Annotated in this window: 19 protein-coding genes, 1 tRNA gene and 2 pseudogenes; 10 read left to right on the top strand and 12 right to left on the bottom strand. The window is 68.6% G+C overall.

Annotation, left to right across the window (positions count from 1 at the left end; genetic code table 11):
• Positions 1-150 precede the first annotated feature (150 nt).
• The 4 genes from OG453_RS09580 to OG453_RS09595 are packed head-to-tail and all read left to right on the top strand — an operon-like array spanning position 151 to position 5,442.
• Entirely contained in the window at positions 151-1,053 is a 903-nt protein-coding gene (locus OG453_RS09580) for a xanthine dehydrogenase family protein subunit M (RefSeq protein WP_266866457.1), read from the top strand.
• Complete coding sequence (locus tag OG453_RS09585) at positions 1,050-2,591, top strand: (2Fe-2S)-binding protein (protein ID WP_266866459.1); 1,542 nt, start codon at positions 1,050-1,052, stop codon at positions 2,589-2,591. Before OG453_RS09580 ends, OG453_RS09585 begins: the two co-directional genes overlap by 4 nt.
• Positions 2,588-4,900: a xanthine dehydrogenase family protein molybdopterin-binding subunit gene (locus tag OG453_RS09590; protein WP_266866461.1), complete on the top strand. Its 2,313-nt coding sequence runs from the start codon at positions 2,588-2,590 to the stop codon at positions 4,898-4,900. Before OG453_RS09585 ends, OG453_RS09590 begins: the two co-directional genes overlap by 4 nt.
• A 2-nt stretch (positions 4,901-4,902) precedes the next feature.
• Positions 4,903-5,442 (top strand): AAA family ATPase, encoded by a 540-nt coding sequence (locus OG453_RS09595; protein ID WP_266869772.1) that lies wholly within the window; start codon positions 4,903-4,905, stop codon positions 5,440-5,442.
• A 407-nt stretch (positions 5,443-5,849) separates the two neighbouring features.
• On the opposite strand, the pseudogene OG453_RS09600 reads toward OG453_RS09595, so the two are convergent.
• Positions 5,850-6,083, bottom strand: a pseudogene (locus OG453_RS09600) (hypothetical protein); the annotation flags it as partial.
• A gap of 226 nt (positions 6,084-6,309) precedes the next feature.
• On the opposite strand from OG453_RS09600, the gene OG453_RS09605 reads away from it, so the two are divergent.
• Complete coding sequence (locus OG453_RS09605) at positions 6,310-6,549, top strand: hypothetical protein (RefSeq protein ID WP_266866463.1); 240 nt, start codon at positions 6,310-6,312, stop codon at positions 6,547-6,549.
• Positions 6,550-6,552: 3 nt separating this feature from the next.
• On the opposite strand, the gene OG453_RS09610 is transcribed toward OG453_RS09605, so the two are convergent.
• Together OG453_RS09610 and OG453_RS09615 are read right to left on the bottom strand one after the other, a co-directional pair.
• Complete coding sequence (locus OG453_RS09610; RefSeq protein ID WP_266866465.1) at positions 6,553-7,152, bottom strand: DUF6082 family protein; 600 nt, start codon at positions 7,150-7,152, stop codon at positions 6,553-6,555.
• A gap of 583 nt (positions 7,153-7,735) precedes the next feature.
• A tRNA-Cys gene (locus tag OG453_RS09615) sits at positions 7,736-7,807 on the bottom strand.
• 353 nt (positions 7,808-8,160) lie between these two features.
• Between OG453_RS09615 and OG453_RS09625 the strand changes: the two are divergent.
• A pseudogene (locus OG453_RS09625) lies at positions 8,161-8,477 on the top strand (helix-turn-helix domain-containing protein); the annotation flags it as partial.
• Positions 8,478-8,624: 147 nt separating this feature from the next.
• Here the strand turns inward: OG453_RS09625 and OG453_RS09630 are convergent.
• Together OG453_RS09630 and OG453_RS09635 are read right to left on the bottom strand one after the other, a co-directional pair.
• Positions 8,625-9,017 (bottom strand): type II toxin-antitoxin system death-on-curing family toxin, encoded by a 393-nt coding sequence (locus tag OG453_RS09630; protein ID WP_266866467.1) that lies wholly within the window; start codon positions 9,015-9,017, stop codon positions 8,625-8,627.
• Positions 9,014-9,208, bottom strand: a complete 195-nt coding sequence (locus tag OG453_RS09635) for a hypothetical protein (RefSeq protein WP_266866469.1) — start codon at positions 9,206-9,208, stop codon at positions 9,014-9,016. Before OG453_RS09635 ends, OG453_RS09630 begins: the two co-directional genes overlap by 4 nt.
• Before the next feature lie 146 nt (positions 9,209-9,354).
• Here OG453_RS09635 and OG453_RS09640 point away from each other — a divergent pair, with 146 nt between their 5' ends.
• Both OG453_RS09640 and OG453_RS09645 read left to right on the top strand, forming a co-directional pair.
• The gene (locus tag OG453_RS09640; protein ID WP_266866471.1) at positions 9,355-10,818 is read left to right on the top strand and encodes an MFS transporter; all 1,464 of its coding nucleotides are present in this window, start codon (positions 9,355-9,357) and stop codon (positions 10,816-10,818) included.
• Between the two features lie 122 nt (positions 10,819-10,940).
• Positions 10,941-12,743 (top strand): DEAD/DEAH box helicase, encoded by a 1,803-nt coding sequence (locus tag OG453_RS09645; RefSeq protein WP_266866473.1) that lies wholly within the window; start codon positions 10,941-10,943, stop codon positions 12,741-12,743.
• On the opposite strand, the gene OG453_RS09650 is transcribed toward OG453_RS09645, so the two are convergent.
• A complete protein-coding gene (locus OG453_RS09650) occupies positions 12,727-13,305 on the bottom strand; it encodes a hypothetical protein (RefSeq protein WP_266866475.1) in 579 nt (192 codons plus the stop codon). The genes OG453_RS09645 and OG453_RS09650 overlap by 17 nt on opposite strands.
• A 361-nt stretch (positions 13,306-13,666) precedes the next feature.
• Between OG453_RS09650 and OG453_RS09655 the strand changes: the two genes are divergently transcribed.
• Both OG453_RS09655 and OG453_RS09660 read left to right on the top strand, forming a co-directional pair.
• On the top strand, positions 13,667-14,308 hold the full coding sequence (locus OG453_RS09655) for an IclR family transcriptional regulator (RefSeq protein WP_135330836.1): 642 nt from the start codon (positions 13,667-13,669) through the stop codon (positions 14,306-14,308).
• 135 nt (positions 14,309-14,443) lie between these two features.
• Complete coding sequence (locus tag OG453_RS09660) at positions 14,444-15,250, top strand: S16 family serine protease (protein WP_266866478.1); 807 nt, start codon at positions 14,444-14,446, stop codon at positions 15,248-15,250.
• Positions 15,251-15,402: 152 nt separating this feature from the next.
• Here the strand turns inward: OG453_RS09660 and OG453_RS09670 are convergent, their stop codons facing one another.
• The 6 genes from OG453_RS09670 to OG453_RS09695 form a co-directional block, all read right to left on the bottom strand.
• Complete coding sequence (locus tag OG453_RS09670) at positions 15,403-15,993, bottom strand: transcriptional regulator (RefSeq protein ID WP_266866482.1); 591 nt, start codon at positions 15,991-15,993, stop codon at positions 15,403-15,405.
• A gap of 91 nt (positions 15,994-16,084) precedes the next feature.
• On the bottom strand, positions 16,085-17,053 hold the full coding sequence (locus OG453_RS09675) for a glycine betaine ABC transporter substrate-binding protein (protein WP_266866484.1): 969 nt from the start codon (positions 17,051-17,053) through the stop codon (positions 16,085-16,087).
• On the bottom strand, positions 17,050-17,934 hold the full coding sequence (locus OG453_RS09680; protein WP_266869773.1) for an ABC transporter permease: 885 nt from the start codon (positions 17,932-17,934) through the stop codon (positions 17,050-17,052). Before OG453_RS09680 ends, OG453_RS09675 begins: the two co-directional genes overlap by 4 nt.
• Before the next feature lie 26 nt (positions 17,935-17,960).
• A complete protein-coding gene (locus OG453_RS09685) occupies positions 17,961-19,232 on the bottom strand; it encodes a betaine/proline/choline family ABC transporter ATP-binding protein (protein WP_266866486.1) in 1,272 nt (423 codons plus the stop codon).
• Positions 19,225-19,872 (bottom strand): ABC transporter permease, encoded by a 648-nt coding sequence (locus OG453_RS09690; protein WP_266866488.1) that lies wholly within the window; start codon positions 19,870-19,872, stop codon positions 19,225-19,227. The genes OG453_RS09685 and OG453_RS09690 overlap by 8 nt, the downstream gene beginning before the upstream one ends.
• A gap of 103 nt (positions 19,873-19,975) precedes the next feature.
• Entirely contained in the window at positions 19,976-20,446 is a 471-nt protein-coding gene (locus OG453_RS09695) for an Lrp/AsnC family transcriptional regulator (protein ID WP_266869774.1), read from the bottom strand.
• Positions 20,447-20,577: the final 131 nt, after the last annotated feature.

Raw genomic sequence — 20,577 nt, forward strand, 5'->3', positions numbered from 1 at the left:
AATGTCTCCTAGCGGACCCCCGCGCCGGGGGCCGGGGAACATGTGCCAGAGTTGCCACGTCCGGGCAGTGAGCACGTACCGTACGGCGGAACAGGCGTAACGGTGGGAACGGCGAGAAAGCCGCCGGGCATCGGGAAGGGGCAGCCGGTTTTGACCACGCACGCACCGCAGGCGGCGCTCACCGCGCACACGGCGAAGCTGCCTGGGACGCTCGACGAGGCCGTGGAGGCACTCGCCGCGATGCCCGCCGCCGTGCCCGTCGCCGGCGGCACCGATCTCATGGCCTCGGTCAACGCGGGGCTCCTGCGCCCCGCCGCGCTCGTCGGCCTCGGCCGCATCAGCGAGATCCGCGGCTGGCAGTACCAGGACGGTCACGCGCTGCTCGGCGCCGGACTCACCCACGCCCGCGTGGGGCGGCCCGACTTCGCGGCCCTGTTCCCGGCGCTCGCGGCCGCCGCGCGCGCCGCGGGACCCCCGCAGATCCGCAACGCGGGCACGCTCGGCGGCAACATCGCCAGCGCGGGCCCGACCGGTGACACGCTGCCCGTCCTCGCCGCCCTGGAAGCCGTACTGATCATCGCGGGCCCCGGCGGCGCACGCCGCGAGGTCCCCGTCTCGCATCTGCTCGCCGGGATGGACATGCTCCGCCCCGGCGAACTCATCGGCTTCGTACGCCTTCCGCTGCTGCACGCGCCGCAGGTCTTCCTGAAGGCGACGGGGCGCACCGGACCCGGCCGGGCCATCGCCTCCGTCGCGCTCGTGCTCGACCCCGCGCGGCGCGGGGTGCGCTGCGCCGTCGGCGCCGTCGCGCCGATGCCGCTGCGGCCCCTGGAGGCCGAGCAGTGGGTCGCCTCGCTGATCGACTGGGACGGCGAGCGGGCGATCGTGCCGGAGGCGCTGACGGCCTTCGGCGAGTACGTCGCCGCCGCGTGCATCCCCGACCAGCCACCGGCGGATGACGGCTCCCCGCAGCCGCATCCGCCCGCCGTACTGCACCTGCGGCGCACCGTCGCCGCGCTGGCCCGACGGGCACTGGGGAGGGCGCTGTCGTGAGTGACGACCAGGACAACAACGGGGGCTGGCAGCCGCACCCGCAGGGCGAGTACGACTCCGACGCCACTGCCTTCGTGCAGCTGCCGGAAGGCCTCCTGGACGGTTCTCCGCTCGCCGCGCCCGGCCACGGCTATGTGCCGCCGCAGATAACGGTCACGCCGACGACCGCCGACGCGACGGACCCGGCGGCCACCGGGACCTGGGTCATGCCGGCCGATGTGACCGGGGCGGGGACGGCTTCCGGTGTGCAGGGCGGGCAGGGCGGGCAGGGTGTGCAGAACGTGCAGTGGCCGGTTGCCGGTGAGGTGCCGGTCGAGCCGTCCGTTCCGTCCGCTCCGTCCGTTCCTGAGCAGGCGTACGACCATGGCGCCACCGGGCAGTGGAGCTTCCACGAGGCGGAGGCGGCGGCGCCCGCGCCCGCCGATGTCACCGGGCAGTGGTCGATTCCTGTCGCCAATGGTGATCTTCCGGATGAATCGGGCGAGTTCACGACGTCCTCGCTCGCTGCGCAGTGGGGTGGTACGCCGCCCGCGACGCTGCCGGGCGGGGCGGCCGCTCCTTGGGCGACGGGGGGCGCCGGGAAAGGTGAGCCGTGGTCTCCGGAGCCGGAGCCGCTGCCGGAGCCGCAGGTCGCCGCCGAGGTCGAGGTGGAACCCCAGGTCGCGGTCGAGCCCGCGCCGGCGCCGGCGCCCGTGCCTGTCGCTGAGCCCGAGCCTGTTCTTGAGCCCGAGCCCGAGCCCGTATCGGCCGAAGTGACCGACGACGCCCCCGTGGAGTCGCTTGAGGCCCCGGCCGTCCCTGACGCGGAAGCCGAAGCGGAGGCCGAAGCCGCCCCCGAAGACCCCCCGTCGACCTCCGCCGACCTCGGCGACGAGCACCCCCTCTGCTCGTACGTCCTGCGCGTCAACGGCACCGACCGCCCCGTCACCGACGCCTGGATCGGCGAGTCCCTGCTCTACGTGCTGCGTGAGCGCCTCGGCCTCGCGGGCGCCAAGGACGGCTGCTCGCAGGGCGAGTGCGGCGCCTGCAACGTCCAGGTGGACGGGCGCCTCGTCGCCTCCTGCCTGGTGCCCGCGGCCACCGCCGCCGGCAGCGAGGTGCGCACCGTCGAGGGTCTCGCCGCCGACGGTCATCCGTCCGACGTGCAGCGCGCGCTCGCCGCCTGCGGTGCCGTCCAGTGCGGTTTCTGCGTACCGGGCATGGCGATGACCCTGCACGACCTCCTGGAGGGCAACCCCGCCCCCTCCGATCTGGAGACCCGCCGCGCCCTGTGCGGCAACCTCTGCCGCTGCTCCGGCTACCGGGGCGTGCTCGACGCCGTGCACGAGGTGGTGGCCGAGCGCGAGGCGTCCGCGGCCGCCGCCGAGCCCACGAGCCCCGACGACCCGCCGGACGCGCCGCGCATCCCGCACCAGGCGGGCCCCGGCGCCGGCGGGGTCAACGCGGCGGCGTACGACGGAACGTACGAAGGCCCCGGAGCGTACGAAGGACCAGGAACGTACGAGGGACCATACGGCCAGGACGGAGGCCAGGCGTGAGCAACGAAGCCGCGGGGGGCGCGAGCACCGCGACCGCAGCGGAGCCGCAGCCCGGCCCGGAACCCCTGCCGCACGGCATCGGTGCGTCGCTGCCGTCCGCCGAGTCCCGCGCCAAGACCGAGGGCACGTTCCCCTACGCGTCCGACCTGTGGGCGGAGGGGCTGCTCTGGGCGGCCGTCCTGCGCTCCCCGCACGCGCACGCGCGGATCGTGTCGATCGACACGTCGCAGGCGCGCGAGATGCCGGGTGTGCGGTCCGTCGTCACGCACGAGGACGTGCCGGGCGAGGCGCTGCAGGGCCGCAAGACCCCGGACCGTCCGGTCTTCGCCTCCGATGTCGTACGCCACCACGGCGAGCCCATCGCGGCCGTGGCCGCCGATCATCCGGACACGGCGCGGATGGCCGCCGCGGCCATCTTCGTCGAGTACGAGGTGCTTGAGCCGGTCACCGACCCGGAGAAGGCCTTCGCCGCCGAACCCCTGCACCCCGACGGCAACTTGATCCGGCACATCCCGCTGCGGCACGGCGACCCGGAGGCTGCGGGCGAGCTCGTCGTCGAGGGCCTGTACCGCATCGGCCGTCAGGATCCCGCGCCGATCGGAGCGGAGGCGGGCCTGGCCGTGCCACGCCCCGACGGGGGAGTGGAGCTCTACATCGCCTCCACCGACCCACACACCGACCGGGACATGGCCGCGTCCTGCTACGGCATCGACCCCGGCATCGTGAAGGTCGTCGTCACGGGTGTCCCCGGCGCGACCGCCGACCGCGAGGACGCGAGCTTCCACCTGCCGCTCGGTCTGCTCGCCCTGACCACCGGCTGCCCGGTGAAGCTGACGGCGACGCGTGAGGAGTCCTTCCTGGGGCATGCCCACCGCCACCCGACGCTGCTCCGCTACCGCCATCACGCGGACGCCGAGGGCAAGTTGGTGAAGGTGGAGGCGCAGGTCCTGCTCGACGCGGGCGCGTACGCGGACACGTCGTCGGATGCGCTGGCGGCTGCTGTTTCGTTTGCGTGTGGGCCGTATGTGGTGCCGAACGCCTTTATTGAGGGCTGGGCGGTGCGTACGAACAATCCGCCGTCCGGGCATGTCCGGGGCGAGGGCGCGATGCAGGTGTGCGCGGCGTACGAAGCCCAGATGGACAAGATCGCGAAGAAGTTGGGCATCGATCCGGCGGAGGTGCGGCTGCGCAACGCGATGGCGACGGGTGACATTTTGCCCACCGGCCAGACCGTGACGTGCCCGGCGCCGGTCGCTGAACTCCTCACCGCCGTACGGGACTTCCCGCTTCCCGAGCTGCCGAAGGACACGCCCGAGGACGAGTGGCTGCTGCCCGGTGGCCCTGAGGGTGCGGGCGATCCTGCGGCGGTGCGGCGGGGCGTCGGCTATGGCCTAGGCATGGTCCAACTCCTGGGCGCGGAGGGCGCGGACGAGGTTTCAACGGCCACGGTGAAGGTCCAGGACGGTGTCGCCACGGTGATCTGTGCGGCGGTCGAGACGGGGCAGGGTTTTACGACTCTGGCTCGTCAGATCGTTCAGGAGACGCTGGGGATCGATGATGTGCGGGTCGCTCCGGTGGATACGGATCAGCCGCCTGCGGGGCCGAGTTGCCATGGGCGCCACACGTGGGTTTCGGGTGGTGCGGTGGAGCGTGCGGCGAAGATGGTGCGTACGCAGTTGCTGCAGCCTCTTGCCCATAAGTTCGGTATGTCCACTGAGCTGTTGCAGATCACCGACGGCAAGATCACGTCGTATGACGGGGTGTTGTCGACGACGGTGACGGAGGCGATGGACGGCAAGGAGTTGTGGGCCACGGCGCAGTGCCGGCCGCATCCGACGGAGCCGTTGGATGCTGCCGGTCAGGGTGATGCCTTTGTGGGGATGGCGTTCTGTGCGATCCGTGCGGTGGTCGATGTCGATGTCGAGATCGGTTCGGTGCGGGTCGTTGAGCTGGCGGTGGCTCAGGATGTGGGGCGCATTCTGAATCCTGCGCAGTTGAAGACGCGTATTGAGGCGGGTGTTACGCAGGGGGTGGGGGCGGCGTTGACGGAGAACTTGCGGACGCCGCGGGGGCTTGTTCGTCACCCGGATTTGACGGGCTATGCGCTGCCGACTGCCTTGGATATTCCTGACATTCGCATCGTGAAGTTGGTGGAGGAGCGGGACGTCGTTGCTCCCTTCGGTGCGAAGGCGGCCAGTGCGGTGCCGGTTGTTGCGTCGCCGGCGGCGGTTGCTTCTGCGGTGCGGGCGGCTACGGGCCGTCCCGTCAATCGGTTGCCGATTCGGCCGCAGGCGGCGGTGGCTACGTGACGTTGCCCTTTTTAGCGGGTGGAGTTGTCGTCATTACCGGGATCATGGCGTCCGGTAAGTCCACGGTGGCGCAGGCGTTGGCTGAGCGGTCGCCGCGGGCGGCGCATGTGCGGGGTGATGTTTTCCGCCGGATGATCGTGTCGGGTGGTCAGGAGTATGAGCCCGGCGCGTCGGGGGAGGCTGAGGCTCAGCTTCGGCTGCGGTATCGGTTGTCGGCTTCGACTGCGGATGCGTACGCGGGTGCGGGGTTCGTCGCCGTCGTCCAGGACGTCATTCTGGGCGAGGAGTTGAAGGCGTACGTGGAGCTTTTGCGTACGCGGCCTGTGTACGTCGTTGTCCTTGCCCCGCGTCCGGATGCGGTTGCCGCGCGGGAGGCTGGGCGTGGGAAGACGGGGTACGGGGCCTGGACGGTGGAGGATCTGGACGCGGGGCTGCGGGGCGGGACCCCGCGGATCGGGTTGTGGCTGGATAGCTCTGATCTGACGGTGGATGAGACCGTGGATGCGGTTCTGGCGGGGCTGGACGGGGCGCGGGTCTCTTAGTGACCCGGCGGTGGAGTTCGTACCGGGGCCGCCCGGTTGTCCTGAGTTTGGCGGTTCCGGGCCGGGTGTAAAGGGCGCTCCCTTCGGTCGCGTCGGCTTCGCCGATTCCGCTTCGCTTCACCCTTGACACCCGTCCCTCCACCGCGAGAAGCGAGTTGACCGGGCGGCCACGAAGCGGGGCTCTCGGGACTGCGGGGTTGGGTCATCTGGCTTCGCTGCCGGGTGCGGACTAGTTCGTAGCAGCGCAGCCGGGTGGGAGGGTGCGCGGCCGGTCCGGGGATCGGTGCCGGTCTCGTCAAGCGTCTGCCGACCGGCCCCGGCCGAGAGGGGGGTGGGGGACCTACTTTGGGAAAGTTGTGTTCTGGCATAAGGGGGGCGCACGCGTTGCGTGGCGCGCTGGTGACTTGCTACTTGCCGAGGTACGCGTCGTAGATCGACAGCGTTGACTTGTTGCCCTGCTTGTCCGTGAGGTTCGCTCGGAGCGCGATTGCCTTGCCTGCGGCAGGGTTCTTGACGGTGATCCTTCCTTCCGTGACCGGGGTCTTCTTCTATGTCCGGCCTGCGTCGTAAGAGGCGTACACCGTGAGGGACTTGACGTTCCCCGGGGCTGCGGCCGGACCCTGTACCTTCACCGGGATCGACTGCCTCGGACCATGACGGATGCTGGTGACGTCCGGGCGTGTTCAGCGGCATGATTCCTGTGCGGACATCGCATAGCCACGTTTGCATGGCCGTGTCGATAAATCACTCGATCGCTTGTCTCAATCTCGCTTCGTCATGCTCACGCATTTCCTAGATCCCCTATTCTTGCGCTATCTTTCTGCGTCTGATGATGCCTCAGACGTCGCCGAAGGAGTACGCCGCTACATGAAAATTGAACGCCGCCTTGGGGTATCTCCGCGGGCACGTAAGCAGTGTTTGAGTGAGGCCAATTGCCCAGACATCTTTGAGCTGGCTGACGGTAGATTTGTCATCATTGGTGATGACATCACGGCGGACGTGACGTCAATCCTTCCCCAGGATGCGGGGATTGGCCCGAATGAACGGGCCGTCGTCATCACCCGTGAAACACTGACGGCAGCGCGGGGGGATATCCCGTTGTCGTGATGGCTACGCCTGGCGACGCAAAGGTGTGGTGGATCCAGCGGCCTGGTAGGCGCGCTCTGCGATCACGGCGAATCGAGCCTCAGCGGAGTCGCCTGGCACTCGATTTCGGTCGTGAATCCGCTCCCAGAACTCCCGCCATACCGGGACGGTGAAGAGGGCTTGCAGTACCGCCTCGATCGCAGCTTCTGAGTAGTCTCCCACCTCGAAGGCGAGATACTGCAGGGACAGCACTTGGTTGATATATAGGTACTGCTTCCTCTTCTCCTGTGGAAGGTCGCCGGTCAGCGTCGGCCATGTCGCCGCCAGGTCCGCGTCGCTCATGGCATCCCTGAGGATCGCGATGTGCAGCCCGCGGACCAAAGCCTCCGATGTACGGTGAATTTCACCCTTCATCATCCGTGTTTCGCCGCAGTGCTCTTCCATGACCCGTTGCTGATTCTGCAGGACGATACGTTGCATCTCCGACTCCTTCTCCTGCATGCGCATTGTGCGTGCCATGTAAAAGAGAAGAACAGTCGACGATGCGGCTGCGGCCGCACCGAATGCCTGCCCTGCATTGCTGCTACGGTCGCCTTGCAGGACGGGTACTTGCACAAGTGTCATGCTGAGTAGCACACAGCCGACGCAAGCCAGAGCGATCGTTGAAATGGACAGGGCTACGCGCTTTACGGCTGCACGTAACTGTCGCCCGTCCATTCATCCCCCTATAGTCAATTGCACTGCCTGCATTGTTTCCGTCCCGCGGAGAAAGGAAACTGTCGGCGACATGCAACGTTTCTCACATGAGTGAAGTCGATCTGTTTGACTAAAAGGTTTGAATGGGTAGCGTGAAGGTTGCACAACCTCAGGTGCTGAAGCGGTAGCTGTTGTGATATGCGCGGGACTCGGTTCCGCTTTTCTTGTGAGATTTGTATGGATGCGGCCGATACTTTTCCGCTGCGCACCGGTCGCTGCTTCTTTAAGTGTTGGCGGTGCAGCGCCATGCATCGATGCGCTGGGGCATGCATCTGGACTGCGATGGGCTCTCGTGTACGTCGCCGCTGTGCGCAGAGGTTCGCGACCGGCCAGGGCCGCGGGCCCTCGTCCAATGCACCTCGTCAAGGTGCAGATCAACCGAGACGGGGGCCGAGTGGGCCGGCACCCCTTCTGGGGTGTCGGCCCCTAGTTCGCTTGCTCAAGGCGGTAGAGGCCGTGGCGGGAATCGAACCCGCGTTACTGGATTTGCAGTCCAGCCCCTAAACCACTCGGGCACACGGCCAAGTCGATGACCTGACCCCTCGAACGTAGCCGTGGCCGTCGGCCCGGCCAAGGGATCATCGGCCGCTGCAACGGGACTGCCATACGGCGTTAACGAATAGAGGGTGGGCGGGGCGGTTCCGATTTCCGCCCAGATTGTCTTGCAGGGGGCCGGTCCCGGTTCCGTACCCCACCGGTCGGACAGTGCCGCGACCAGGAGCAGCCCTCTGCCCGACTCGGCGTCTGGGGAGGGTAGTTGGGGTTCGGCCGGTGGGTCGCGGTCCGCCCGCGCGTGGGTCACCTCGATACGGAGCGTGGCCGCCTCGGTGAGCGTGAGTGCCAGTCGGAAGCTTCTGCCGGGTACGTGGCCGTGCAGTGCCGCGTTGCTCGCCAGCTCGGCGACGAGCGGATGAGCCCGGTTGGGACGTTGACCCTGAGGATGAGATCAGTGCGGTGGTCGAGGTGGTCGGTCACCATCTGAAATTGCGGAGGGAAGCTGCGGGCCTTCGGGTGGCCGAGTTCGGGGAGGCCATCGGGTGCGGGGAAGACCTGATCCGGAAGATCGAGCGCGGGGCGCGGATTCCTCGTCCCGAGTAGCTGGACAAGGTGGACGAGGTGTTGGGGGCGGGTGGGCTTGGTCGGTCGAGGTCTTGCTGTACAGCAACCACAACGTCCACGGGTTGCTGCAGACGGAGGGCGCATGCGTGCATTCTTCGCGGGATGGTTGCCCGCCTACACGCTGGACGAGATGGATCGCGTGGCGGCTGCTCGAACGCCTTCTAGAAGCGGGTCAGTTGAGTCGTGCGCGTCGGAGAGCTGCCCCGAGGCGAGCCGTGTGGTCAGGAGACCGGGAACCAGGCCGACAGGCGCTTGGCGATGGTCGGTACGTCGATGTTGTCCTGGGCGACTTCCTCGACGAACGGGCCCGCGATGGAGACGTCCGGCGGGCGAACAGCAGCGCTCACACCGTTGACGCGCAGAAAGAAGCGCATCGCGAGCCAGGCGGTGCGCTTGTTGCCGTCGATCAGTGCGCGGTTGTGGGCGAACGAGTGCAGCAGGGCTGCCGCTTTCTCATGGAGGGTCGGATACGGCTCGGCCCCGAACACGTTGGTCCGGGGCCGTTCGATCGCTGAGACCAAGAGTCCCATGTCGCGCACGCTGTGTTCGGTACCGTTGACCGTGCGGGCGATCGTGAGGATCTCGTCGATCTGGACGTATCGAACTTCGCTCACTTGAGGTAGTCCAGGATCTCCGCGTCGCTGTCCATCAGCTCGGCCAAGACGTCATCGATCTTCAGCTCGGCCCGGTTCTGGGCGTCGCGGATGGCCTCGATGGCGAGCTCCTGCTTGCTGCGGCGCTCGCGGCGGGCGCGCTCAGTGAGGGCCTGGTCGAGGTCGTCGGGGAGTCGGAGTGTCATCGCCATACGTCGATGATACTGGACAGGTATCAAGGTAGCTAGGTGATACCAGTCCCCTACTCGCCGGTAGCGGAGGCGTACGACCAAGGGACCAGAAGGCCAGCGACTTCGGACAGGGGTCACCGAGGGGAATGACCCTTACGCTGGCCGGCATGACCGCTCTGGAACACGGTGACACCGACGTCACCCCCGACGCATCGATATCGCCGCCCGAGGGGTCCCAGGGCGGAGGGGTGCTGCGCAAGCCCTATCGTGCGCTCAGCTTCGGCATCGTCTCCGTCGTTCTGCTCATCGCCTTCGAGGCGACCGCCGTCGGGACCGCCATGCCGGTCGCCGCCCGTGAGCTGGACGGGGTGTCGCTGTACGCCTTCGCCTTCTCCGCCTACTTCACCACCAGTCTCTTCGGCATGGTGCTCGCCGGGCAGTGGGCCGATCGGCGTGGGCCGCTCGGGCCGCTTGCCGGCGGGATCGCCGCCTTCGCCGCGGGGCTGCTGCTCGCCGGGACCGCCGGGGCCATGTGGATGTTCATCCTCGGGCGGGCCGTGCAGGGGCTCGGGGGTGGGCTTGTCATTGTTGCGCTGTACGTCGTTGTCAGTCGGGCCTATCCGGAGCATTTGCGGGCGTCCATTCTTGCTGCTTTCGCGGCCAGTTGGGTCGTGCCGTCCGTCGTCGGGCCGCTGGTCTCCGGGACCGTCACCGAGCACCTGGGGTGGCGCTGGGTCTTCGTCGGGATCCCTGTTCTTGTCGTCGGGCCGCTCGCGCTCGCGCTGCCCGCCATCCGGCGCACCGCCTCCGGGCCCGTCGACCCCGCCGCCCCCGTCGAGGCCTTCGACCGGCGGCGCATCCGGCTCGCCCTGGGGATCTCGCTGGGGGCCGGGCTCCTGCAGTACGCGGGGCAGGACTTGCGCTGGCTCTCGCTGCTGCCCGCGGCCGTCGGAGCTGCCGTGCTCGTTCCCGCCGTGCTCGGGCTGCTGCCCCGCGGGACCTACCGGGCCGTGCGCGGGCTGCCCTCCGTCGTGCTGCTGCGTGGCATCGCCGCGGGGTCCTTCATCGCCGCCGAGTCCTTCGTGCCGCTGATGCTGGTCACCGAGCGCGGGCTCAGCCCGACCATGGCGGGGCTCTCGCTTGCGGTGGGCGGTGCCACCTGGGCGCTCGGGTCGTATGTGCAGTCGCGGCCGCGTATGGAGCCGTACCGGAGCAAGCTGATGGTGGTGGGGATGGTGCTTGTCGCCTCCGCCATCGTTGCCGCTCCGAGTGTGCTGATCCATGCCGTGCCCGTGTGGATCGTCGCCGTCGCCTGGGCCTTCGGCTGCTTCGGCATGGGCATGGTCATCGCGTCGACCAGCGTGCTGCTGCTCAGGCTCTCGGCGCCGCAGGACGCCGGCGCCAACTCCGCCGCCCTGCAGATCTCCGACGGCCTCTCCAACGCCCTGCTGCTCGCCGCCGGAGGGGCCGCCTTCGCCGCGCTCGGCGGCGGAATGGTCGGCGCGGGGCACGGCGTGGGCGAGGCGGGCGGGTCCCATCCGGCGGCCTTCGTCGCCGTCTTCCTGCCGATGGCGGCAGTCGCCCTGGTGGGGGCGTGGGTGGGGACGCGGCTCAAGGAACGTACGGACTGAGCGGGTCATGTGACACCCGTCGCACCGGGCCCAGACTCCGCATTGTCGTCGGCCGCGCGTCAACACATCACCGGTAAGGTGGCCCGGTTGTCGTACGTACCCGATCGTCAAAAACGGAGACCGTGACTACCACCGCCGCCTCCTCGTCCGCCGCCTCCCACCACCTCTCTCCCGCCTTCCCCGGCCGGGCCCCGTGGGGCACGGCCAACAAGCTGCGTGCCTGGCAGCAGGGTGCGATGGAGCGGTATCTGCAGGAGCAGCCGCGTGACTTCCTCGCCGTCGCGACGCCCGGCGCCGGCAAGACGACCTTCGCCCTGACGCTCGCGTCCTGGCTGCTTCACCACCATGTCGTGCAGCAGGTCACCGTGGTCGCGCCGACCGAGCACCTGAAGAAGCAGTGGGCGGAGGCCGCGGCCCGCGTAGGGATCAAGCTGGACCCGGAGTACAGCGCGGGCCCGCTGAGCAAGGAGTACCACGGCGTCGCGATCACGTACGCGGGTGTGGGCGTGCGGCCCATGCTGCACCGCAACCGCGCCGAGCAGCGCAAGACCCTCGTCATCCTCGACGAGATCCACCACGCGGGGGACAGCAAATCCTGGGGCGAGGCCTGCCTGGAGGCGTTCGAGCCCGCGACGCGGCGCCTGGCGCTGACCGGTACTCCGTTCAGGTCCGACACCAACCCGATCCCCTTCGTCACGTACGAAGAAGGGAACGACGGCATCCGGCGGTCCTCCGCCGACTACACGTACGGATACGGGAGTGCCCTCGGCGACGGGGTCGTGCGGCCCGTCATTTTTCTTTCCTACTCCGGCAACATGCGGTGGCGGACCAAGGCCGGTGACGAGATCGCTGCGCGGCTCGGCGAGCCGATGACCAAGGACGCGATCTCGCAGGCCTGGCGGACGGCCCTCGACGCGCGTGGCGAGTGGATGCCGAACGTGCTCAAGGCCGCCGACCAGCGGCTCACCGAGGTCAGGAAGGCCATCCCGGACGCGGGCGGGCTCGTGATCGCGTCCGACCAGGACTCCGCGCGTTCCTACGCCAAGCTGATCCGGGAGATCACCGGGACGAAGGCGACGGTCGTCCTCTCCGACGACACGGGCGCCTCGAAGCGGATCGACGACTTCAGCGACGGGAACGACCGCTGGATGGTCGCGGTCCGGATGGTGTCGGAAGGCGTCGACGTCCCGCGTCTCGCGGTGGGTGTGTATGCCACGACGATCTCCACTCCGCTCTTCTTCGCGCAGGCCGTGGGGCGTTTCGTGCGCTCACGGCGGCGCGGCGAGACCGCGTCCGTCTTCCTGCCCACCGTCCCCGACCTGCTCGGCTTCGCCAACGAGATGGAGGTCGAGCGCGACCACGCGCTCGACAAGCCGAAGAAGGAGGGGGAAGAGGACCCCTACGCCGAGTCCGAGAAGGAGATGGACGAGGCGAACAAGGAGCAGGACGAGGACACGGGGGAGCAGGAGCAGTTCTCCTTCGAGGCGCTCGAGTCCGACGCCGTCTTCGACCGGGTGCTCTTCGACGGTGCCGAATTCGGCATGCAGGCCCACCCGGGGAGCGAGGAGGAGCAGGACTATCTCGGCATCCCCGGTCTGCTCGAACCCGACCAGGTGCAGATGCTGCTCCAGAAGCGGCAGGCCCGGCAGATCGCGCACAGCAAGAAGCGGCCGGACGAGGAGGCGGATCTTCTTGAACTCCCGGCCGAGCGGCGGCCCGTGGTCTCCCACAAGGAGCTGCTCGAACTGCGCAAGCAGCTCAACACGATGGTCGGCGCGTACGTCCATCAGAGCGGCAAGCCGCACGGCGTGATCCACACGGAGCTGCGCCGCACCTGCGGTGGCCCGCCGAGCGCGGAGGCGACGGCGGGACAGCTGCGGCAGCGCATCGCCAAGGTCGGGGAGTGGGCTACTCGAATGCGCTGAGGTCCTCGCGCAGGGTTTCGGCGATGTCCTCGGGGACGTGCGGGATCAGCCAGCGCAGGAAGCGGGCGCCGTACTCGTCGCCGGCCGCCTCCAGGATGACGTCGGCGTCCTCGGGCGCGGCGAGCCCGAAGTGCCGCTCCAGCCAGGCGAGATACTCCTCGTGCCCGGCGGAGGGCTCCTCGTCCTCTTCCTCGTCCTTGTGCAGGTACCACTCGTCGTCGAGCGCGAGCAGCTGGAAGAGCTCCCGCAGGCCGCGCGCGACGACGTCGAGATCGCCCTCGTCGCCGAAGAAGACGACCGGCAGCGTCGCCAGATCCTCCCGGTCGTCGCAGCGCCACAGCGCGTAGAACGAGCCGGAGCCGGTGGCCTGGGCGAAGGGGATGAGCCGGTCGAGGAAGGGCTTCTCCTGATCCAGGCCGAGCCACTCGACGAGGCCCGCGTCGCGCCGGTCGTACGTGTAGAACTCGAAACCGTCCGCGAAGCCGTACCGCCCGGCGGGGCTCTCGTCGAACTCCTTGAGGAGGTTCAGCTCGGGTATGAGGGAGTACGTGATGTCGGTCATGGCAGCGGACGCTACCGGCCGCCTCTGACAGCGGCGGGGCCCGCGCTCCGGGCCCTCTGGGCGCCCGCCACGGAAGGGTGTGTTCCGTGTGGAGGGGTGGTGCACGCTCCGCCGCCCGCGCTCCGCGTAATGGGGCAATGAGGGGCGCAGCTCCCATCGCGGTGCCCGGATTCTGGACGGAGTCTTCCGCTGAGCGGGACGGCCTCGCTACTGTCCCCGCAACGTAAACGCCCCGTGGCAGCGCCGCCGCGGAGCGCAGCCGGAGTTCCGACCGGCGGCCTCTGACGCGCGTCGCCCACGGGACCGGCGACGCAACCGCCGCGTAAAGGGGCCGTCGACTCTCACCTAAGGAGTGGGCGTCGTGACCGCGGAGACTTCCCAGACGCTCGACCGAGGACTGCGTGTCCTCAAACTGTTGGCCGATACCGATCATGGACTCACCGTCACCGAGCTGTCCAACAAGCTCGGTGTGAACCGCACCGTGGTGTACCGGCTGCTCGCCACCCTGGAGCAGCACGCGCTGGTCCGCAGGGACCTGGGCGGCCGGGCCAGGGTGGGCCTCGGGGTGCTCAGGCTGGGCCGCCAGGTGCATCCGCTGGTGCGGGAGGCCGCGCTGCCCGCGTTGCGCTCGCTCGCCGAGGACATAGGTGCCACCGCGCACCTGACGCTGGTGGACGGCACGGAGGCCCTGGCCGTCGCCGTGGTCGAGCCGACCTGGACGGATTACCACGTGGCCTACCGGACGGGCTTCCGGCACCCCCTCGACCGGGGCGCCGCGGGGCGAGCCATCCTCGCCGCCCGGCAGGGGTCGGGCACCGATCCGGGCTATGCGCTGACTCATGGCGAGCTCGAGGCCGGCGCGAGCGGGGCTGCCGCCCCGCTGGTGGGTGTGACCGGCATAGAGGGGAGCGTCGGCGTCGTCATGCTGGCGGACTCCGTGCCGGAGCGGGTGGGGCCGCGGGTGGTGGATGCGGCGAGGGAGGTAGCGGACGCCTTGCGCTGAGGCCGCGCGGGCGAACCGTCGATCACCGGCTTCGCCGAGTTCGTCCTCAATCTCCCCCAAGCTCTTAAAGAGCAGGGGGGACCCCCTCGACGGGCTCAATATTGGGCACCTGGATCGTCACGTTAGATTGATCCCGTGTTCTCCCTCTCCAGCCTCTCGCGCCCCAAGGCCCTCGGCGTCTGCGCCGTCCCCGTGGTCGCCCTGCTCGCCGTCGCGGGCCTGGCGCCGCTGCCGTTCGCCGTGGCCCAGCCGGGGTCGACGGCGAACGTACTCGGGGAGAGCGAGGGCAAGCGGGTCATCACGATCACCGGCGCCCCCACCCGGGAGCCCAAGGGGCAGCTACGGATGACGACGATCGTCGCCACGGGTCCCGAGACCGACGTCAGCCTCGGCGACGTGGTGGACGGCTGGTTCCGTACGGACCGGTCCGTGATGCCCAAGGACTCGGTCTACCCCACCGGCGACGACGTGAAGGAAGTCGAGAAGCACAACCTCGGCGACATGAAGAAGTCGCAGGACACCGCCACGCGGGCCGCGCTCGCCTATCTCGACGAGAGCGGCGTGGACGGCACGGACAAGGTGAACGTCGACGTCGACCTCGGCAAGATCGGCGGCCCCAGCGCGGGCCTCTTCCTCTCCCTCGGCATCATCGACCTCATCGACGGCAACGGCAGCGGCGGCGACCTCACCGGTGGCCGCGACATCGCGGGCACCGGCACGATCTCCGCCGACGGCAAGGTCGGCCCGGTCGGCGGTGTCTCCATGAAGACGCAGGCCGCGAGGCGCGACGGCGCCACCGTCTTCCTGGTCCCGAAGGACGAGTGCGCGGACGCGGAGGCGGAGAAGCCGAAGGGGCTTCAGCTGATTCCGGTCACGACGCTGACAGGCACGATCGAGTCCCTGCGGGCCCTTGATAAGGGCGGGAAAGTTCCGAGCTGTTGACGAGCCAGAGGCCCAACTCGACCATTCGCCAGCCGAGTTGAGTACGCAGTTGGGGGCGCTGCTTCCGTAAGGGTGCCGCTTCGTGGAGTTCGGCGGCGCGGGCGTGGTGCATCAGGAGATGGATGTCTGCGTGCATCGCTTGCGGAGCCCTCTCAGTCGGGTCGTCGCGTCGGGAAGACGTGGGTGTGGATGCGTACGAGTTCGGCCTTCGGGTCGTCATCGGCGGGGGCCAATTCGCGGTAGCTCTCGATCAGTTGATGGACCTTCTGGTCCAGCTCGCTCGCCAGCTCGGGGGTGAGTCGCATGGTGTGGTCACTGATGTCCGCGCTGGACTGCCACTCCTCGGGCCACTCATGGCTCGTGCCGACCCAGGTGGAAAGTCCCTCGGCGTGAAAGGCCGCGACGTGCTGCAGGTAGAGCGCCGCCGCCCCGCGCACCACCGGGTCCGCGTCGCGGGCGAGCCTGTCGTTGAACACGGTGGTTTCGTGCGCCGCCCGCCACCACCGCTCCCGCCCCTTGCCGTGCTCGGGGGCGTCCTCGACGAAGCCGTGTGCCGCGAGCTGGCGCAGGTGATAGCTGGTCGCGCCGCTCGACTCCCCGAACCTGGCAGCGAGTTGGGACGCGGTGGCCGGGCCGTCGATGCGCAACGAGCCGAGCAGCCGCATCCGCAAGGGGTGCGCGATGCCCCGCAGGGAGCGGGCGTCGAGCGTACGGACCTTCCGGCCCTCGGGTTGCTCCGTCATGCCGTTGAGCGTAGAGATGCAAAGACTCCGTTGCAACGGTTTCTCTGCAACGGAGTCTTTGCATCTCGCTTGATGATCAACGGAGTTGGGCCTACTCCTTGATGAACCCCTCCTGGATCAACCAGTCCTTCGCCACCTCATGCGGATCCTGCCCGTCCACATCCACCTTGGAGTTCAGGTCCTGCGCCACCGTGTTGTTCAGCTTCTTCGTGATGGGCGTCAGGACCTCCGCGATCTCGGGGTGTTCCTTCAGCGCCTTGCTGTTGATCTCCGGAGCCGCGTTGTAGTTGGGGAAGAAGTGCTTGTCGTCCTCCATCGGCGTCAGGTTCATCGCCTTGATGCGGCCGTCGGTGGTGAAGACCTCGCCGTACGTGCACGTCCCCTTGGCGGCCTGGGTGTAGATGATCCCGGTGTCCATCTTGGTGATGTTGGAGTTCGGGATGCTCATCCCGTACGCCCTCTGCATGCCCGGCAGACCGTCCTCGCGCGAGGCGAACTCGCTCTCCACGCACAGCGTGACCGCCTTCGGGTCCCGCTCGGCGAGGGCGGCCACGTCGGACAGGGTCTTCGTCTTGTACTTGGCCCTGTTCTTCTGGTTCATGGCCAGGGCATAGGTGTTGTTCAGCGTGGACGGCGCCAGCCAGGTGATGCCGTTCTTCAGGTCCGCGTCGTGCACCGCCTGCCACTGCTTCTGCGGGTCGTCGATGGGTTCGGAGTTGCCCTGGTACGTGATCCAAGCGGTGCCCGTGTACTCGTACATGCCGTCCGCGTCACCGTTCTTGACGGCCTCCCGCGCGCCGATCGAGCCCTGGATGCCCGTCCGGTCGAGGACCTCCGCGCCGGCCGCCTCGAAGGCGATGCCCATGATCGCGCCGAGGATCAGCTGCTCCGTGAACTCCTTGGAGGTGACGGTGAGATCGGCGCCCTTCAGGGGAAGCCCCTTGCCGATCGTGCCCGGCTTGACGTCGTCCACCATGGGGCTGCCGCTGGTGAGCCCGCAGCTCACGAGCAGGGCCCCGCCAAGGGCGCCGACCGCCGCCGTACGCAACGTGACCCTCATGACCCCACCTCCAGCCCGCGGGGACGAAGCACCAGTTCGGCCAGGGACGCCAGCCAGTCCACCAGGAGTGCCAGCGAGATCGTCAGGATCGAGCCGAGCACGAGCACCGGCATCCGCTGCGTGGTGATGCCGGTGGTGATCAGGTCGCCGAGACCGCCGCCACCGCCGAACGTGGCGAGTGTCGCCGTGCCGACGTTCAGGACGAGCGCGGTGCGCACACCCGCGAGGATCAGCGGTACGGCCAGCGGGAGTTCGACCTTGCCGAGGACGCCCCATGCCGACATGCCGATGCCGCGCGCGGCCTCCATCAAGGTCGGGTCATTGGCGTTCAGGCCCGCGATCGTGTTGGACAGGACCGGCAGGACGGCGTAGATGATGATGCCGATCAGGGCCGCCTTCTCCCCGATGCCGATCCAGATCACAAGCAGGGCCAGGAGACCGATCGCCGGGGTCGCCTGGCCGATGTTGGCGACGGCCATGGCGACGGGCGCCGCCTTGCGCAGCTTCTTGCGGGTCAGCAGGATGCCCAGCGGGATCGCGATGATCAGCACGAAGAAGGTCGAGATCGCCGTCAGTTGGATGTGCTGGCGGAGTCTGAGCCAGACATTGCCTTCCGCCAGGGCGTTCTCGGCGATCGAGTCGAGCTCGGCCTGCTCGAACCACCACCAGGTGAGGAGCAGGATCACCGCGAGCACCGAGGGCAGGAAGGTGAGCTTCAGCCAGCCGATCCGCCGCTCCTTGCCCGTGTCCGCCGGGGGCGCCGGCTCCGGCTCGCCCTCTCCCGAGTCGCGGAACGGGTGACCCTTGACGTCGTGCTCGCCCTCGGGCCGGTCGTCGTCGGCGCCGTTGCCGTTGCCGGGCGACGGCTTGTGCTCGGGGATCCGGGGGCTGCTTCCGGGGATGCTACTCACGCCTTCGTCTCCCCTCCGTCGCCCTCCTGCTCGTGGTGGGTCAACAGGGCGCGCTGTTCCTCCAGTTCGTGCTGGTGCTCCACGGCGTCGAGCCGGTCGGCCTCCAGCATTTCGTGGACGGAGTTCATCAGGGTCTCCATGTCCACCACACCGGTGTACTCGCCGCGCCGCCCGGTGACCGCGACCCGCCCCGCGTTGTCCGTGAGGACCGCTTCGAGCGCGTCGCGCAGGGTGGCGTCACGGGTGACGGTGTCGTGCACGAGGGTGCCCGCGCGGGCCAGCGAGCCCTTGGCCCGCATCAGGTCGCCGCGCCGCAGCCACTTGTAGGGGCGGCGGCGCTTGTCGAGGAGCAGCAGTTCGTTGGTGCCGCTGGCCCGCAGCCTGTCGAAGATCTCCTGGAGCGGGTCGTCGACGGTCACCGTCGCGAAGTCCGCGATCTCCACATCGCGTACGCGGGTGAGGTTGAGCCGCTTCAAAGCCGCGCCCGCGCCCACGAAACCCGACACGAAGTCGTCGGCGGGGTTGGTGAGGATGGCCTCCGGGGTGTCGAACTGCGCGATGTGCGAGCGCTCCCGAAGGACCGCGATGCGGTCGCCCAGCTTGATCGCCTCGTCGAAGTCGTGGGTGACGAAGACGATCGTCTTGTGCAGCTCGTGCTGGAGCCGGATCAGCTCGTCCTGGAGGTGGTCGCGGGTGATCGGGTCGACGGCGCCGAACGGCTCGTCCATCAGCAGCACCGGCGGATCGGCCGCCAACGCCCTTGCCACACCCACGCGTTGCTGCTGGCCGCCGGATAGCTGGCGCGGATAGCGGTGGTGGAACTCGGCGGGGTCGAGCCCGACCAGGTCGAGCATCTCCTCGATCCGGTCCTTGATCCGCGACTTCCCCCAGCCGATCATCTTCGGTACGAGCGCGATGTTCTGAGCCACCGTCATGTGCGGGAAGAGCCCGGACGACTGGATCGCGTACCCGACCTTGCGGCGCAGCTTCACCGGGTCGATGTCGGTGACGTCCTCGCCGTTGATGCGGATACGGCCGCTGGTCGGCTCGATGAGCCGGTTGATCATCTTCAGCGTGGTCGACTTGCCGCAGCCCGACGGGCCGACGAAGATGACGATCTCGCCGGCCTTGATCTCCATGCTGACGCTGTCCACGGCGGGGTCGCTGCTGCCCGGATAGCGCTTGGTGAGGTTCTCCAACTCGATCGTCGCGCCGGTCGTGGCGGCCGGGGCCGCGGTGTCCTCGGCGGTCGCGGTGGTCTCAGACACGGATACCCCTCGGGATCGTCAGCCGGCCGATCAGGACGTACGCGGCGTCGAAGAGAAGCGCCAGGATGATGATCCCGAGCGTGCCCGCGAGCACCTGGTTGAGCGCGTTCTTGCTGCCGAGCGAGCCGATGCCGCGGAAGATCTCGTTGCCGAGGCCGGGGCCCGACGCGTACGCGGCGATGGCGGCGATGCCCATCAGCATCTGCGTCGACACCCGGATGCCGGTGAGGATCGGCGGCCAGGCGATCGGCAGTTCCACCCGCATCAGGCGGGTGATCCGCGACATGCCGATGCCCTTCGCGGCATCGACCAGGGAGGGGTCGACGCCGCGCAGGCCGACGATGGAGTTGCGCACGATCGGAAGCAGCCCGTACAGGGTCAGCGCGATGACGGTCGGCGCGACACCGAGCCCGACGATCGGGATCAGCAGACCGATCATGGCGAGCGACGGGACGGTCAGAAGGGCGGAGGTGGCGGTCGTGGCCAGATTGCCCGCCCACTCGCTGCGGTACGTGACGATGCCGATCAGTACGCCGACGACGGTCGCCACGACCATGCACTGGAATACCGCGCTTGCGTGCTGGTACGCGTCCGTCAGCAACTGCTGGTGGCGGTTGCCGAGGTAGTCCCAGAAGCTCACTGAACTGCTCACCTCACCCAGGCGCGGTTCAGACGGCGCCGGGAGGCTCCCGGCGCCCGCGTGCTGCGTACGATGCTCGCTGTTCGATCCCTACCTACCCGCGTCAGGCATCACCTGACGCCTGTTCGACCAACGGGATGATCCGCAGCGGAACAGGGTTCTCCATGACGATCGCCGTGGAAGCCCGGACGATGCCATCAAAACCCACCACCCGGTCGATCACACGCTGGAGATCGGCGTTCGACCGGGCGACGAGACGGCACAGCATGTCGCCGTGCCCGGTGATGGTGTGCAGCTCCAGTACCTCCGCGACGGTCGCCAAATGCGCCCGCACATCGGCCCCCTGACCCTGTTTGATCTCCAGCGTGGCGAAGGCCGTGACGGGGTAGCCGAGGGCCGCCGGATCGACGTCCGGGCCGAAGCCGCGGATGACTCCGTTCGACTGAAGGCGGTCCATCCGGGCCTGTACGGTGCCGCGCGCGACGCCGAGCCGCCGGGACGCCTCGAGGACGCCGATACGGGGCTCGCGGGCGAGCAGCACGATGAGCCTGCCGTCCAGATGATCGATCGCCATGGTCGCCTCTGTCTCCCCTGCGGTGGTGGTCATCATGTACAGATAGCCCCGCCATACTGACCTGCTACTGGTCAGATTGCCCAGCAAAAACGCGAACTATTGCGCACCTTGCGATACGGCGGGAGCCTGCG

It is taken from the genome of Streptomyces sp. NBC_01381 (assembly GCF_026340305.1).
GTDB lineage: Bacteria > Actinomycetota > Actinomycetes > Streptomycetales > Streptomycetaceae > Streptomyces.

Excerpts from the sequence above, each read along its gene's own strand:
- OG453_RS09670 (WP_266866482.1), bottom strand. The coding sequence starts at position 15,993 with ATGACGGAGCAACCCGAGGGCCGGAAGGTCCGTACGCTCGACGCCCGC.
- OG453_RS09695 (WP_266869774.1), bottom strand. The coding sequence starts at position 20,446 with ATGGCGATCGATCATCTGGACGGCAGGCTCATCGTGCTGCTCGCCCGC.
- OG453_RS09650 (WP_266866475.1), bottom strand. The coding sequence starts at position 13,305 with ATGACCGACATCACGTACTCCCTCATACCCGAGCTGAACCTCCTCAAG.
- OG453_RS09675 (WP_266866484.1), bottom strand. The coding sequence starts at position 17,053 with ATGAGGGTCACGTTGCGTACGGCGGCGGTCGGCGCCCTTGGCGGGGCC.
- OG453_RS09635 (WP_266866469.1), bottom strand. The coding sequence starts at position 9,208 with ATGGCGATGACACTCCGACTCCCCGACGACCTCGACCAGGCCCTCACT.
- OG453_RS09605 (WP_266866463.1), top strand. The coding sequence starts at position 6,310 with ATGAAAATTGAACGCCGCCTTGGGGTATCTCCGCGGGCACGTAAGCAG.
- OG453_RS09610 (WP_266866465.1), bottom strand. The coding sequence starts at position 7,152 with ATGACACTTGTGCAAGTACCCGTCCTGCAAGGCGACCGTAGCAGCAAT.
- OG453_RS09640 (WP_266866471.1), top strand. The coding sequence starts at position 9,355 with ATGACCGCTCTGGAACACGGTGACACCGACGTCACCCCCGACGCATCG.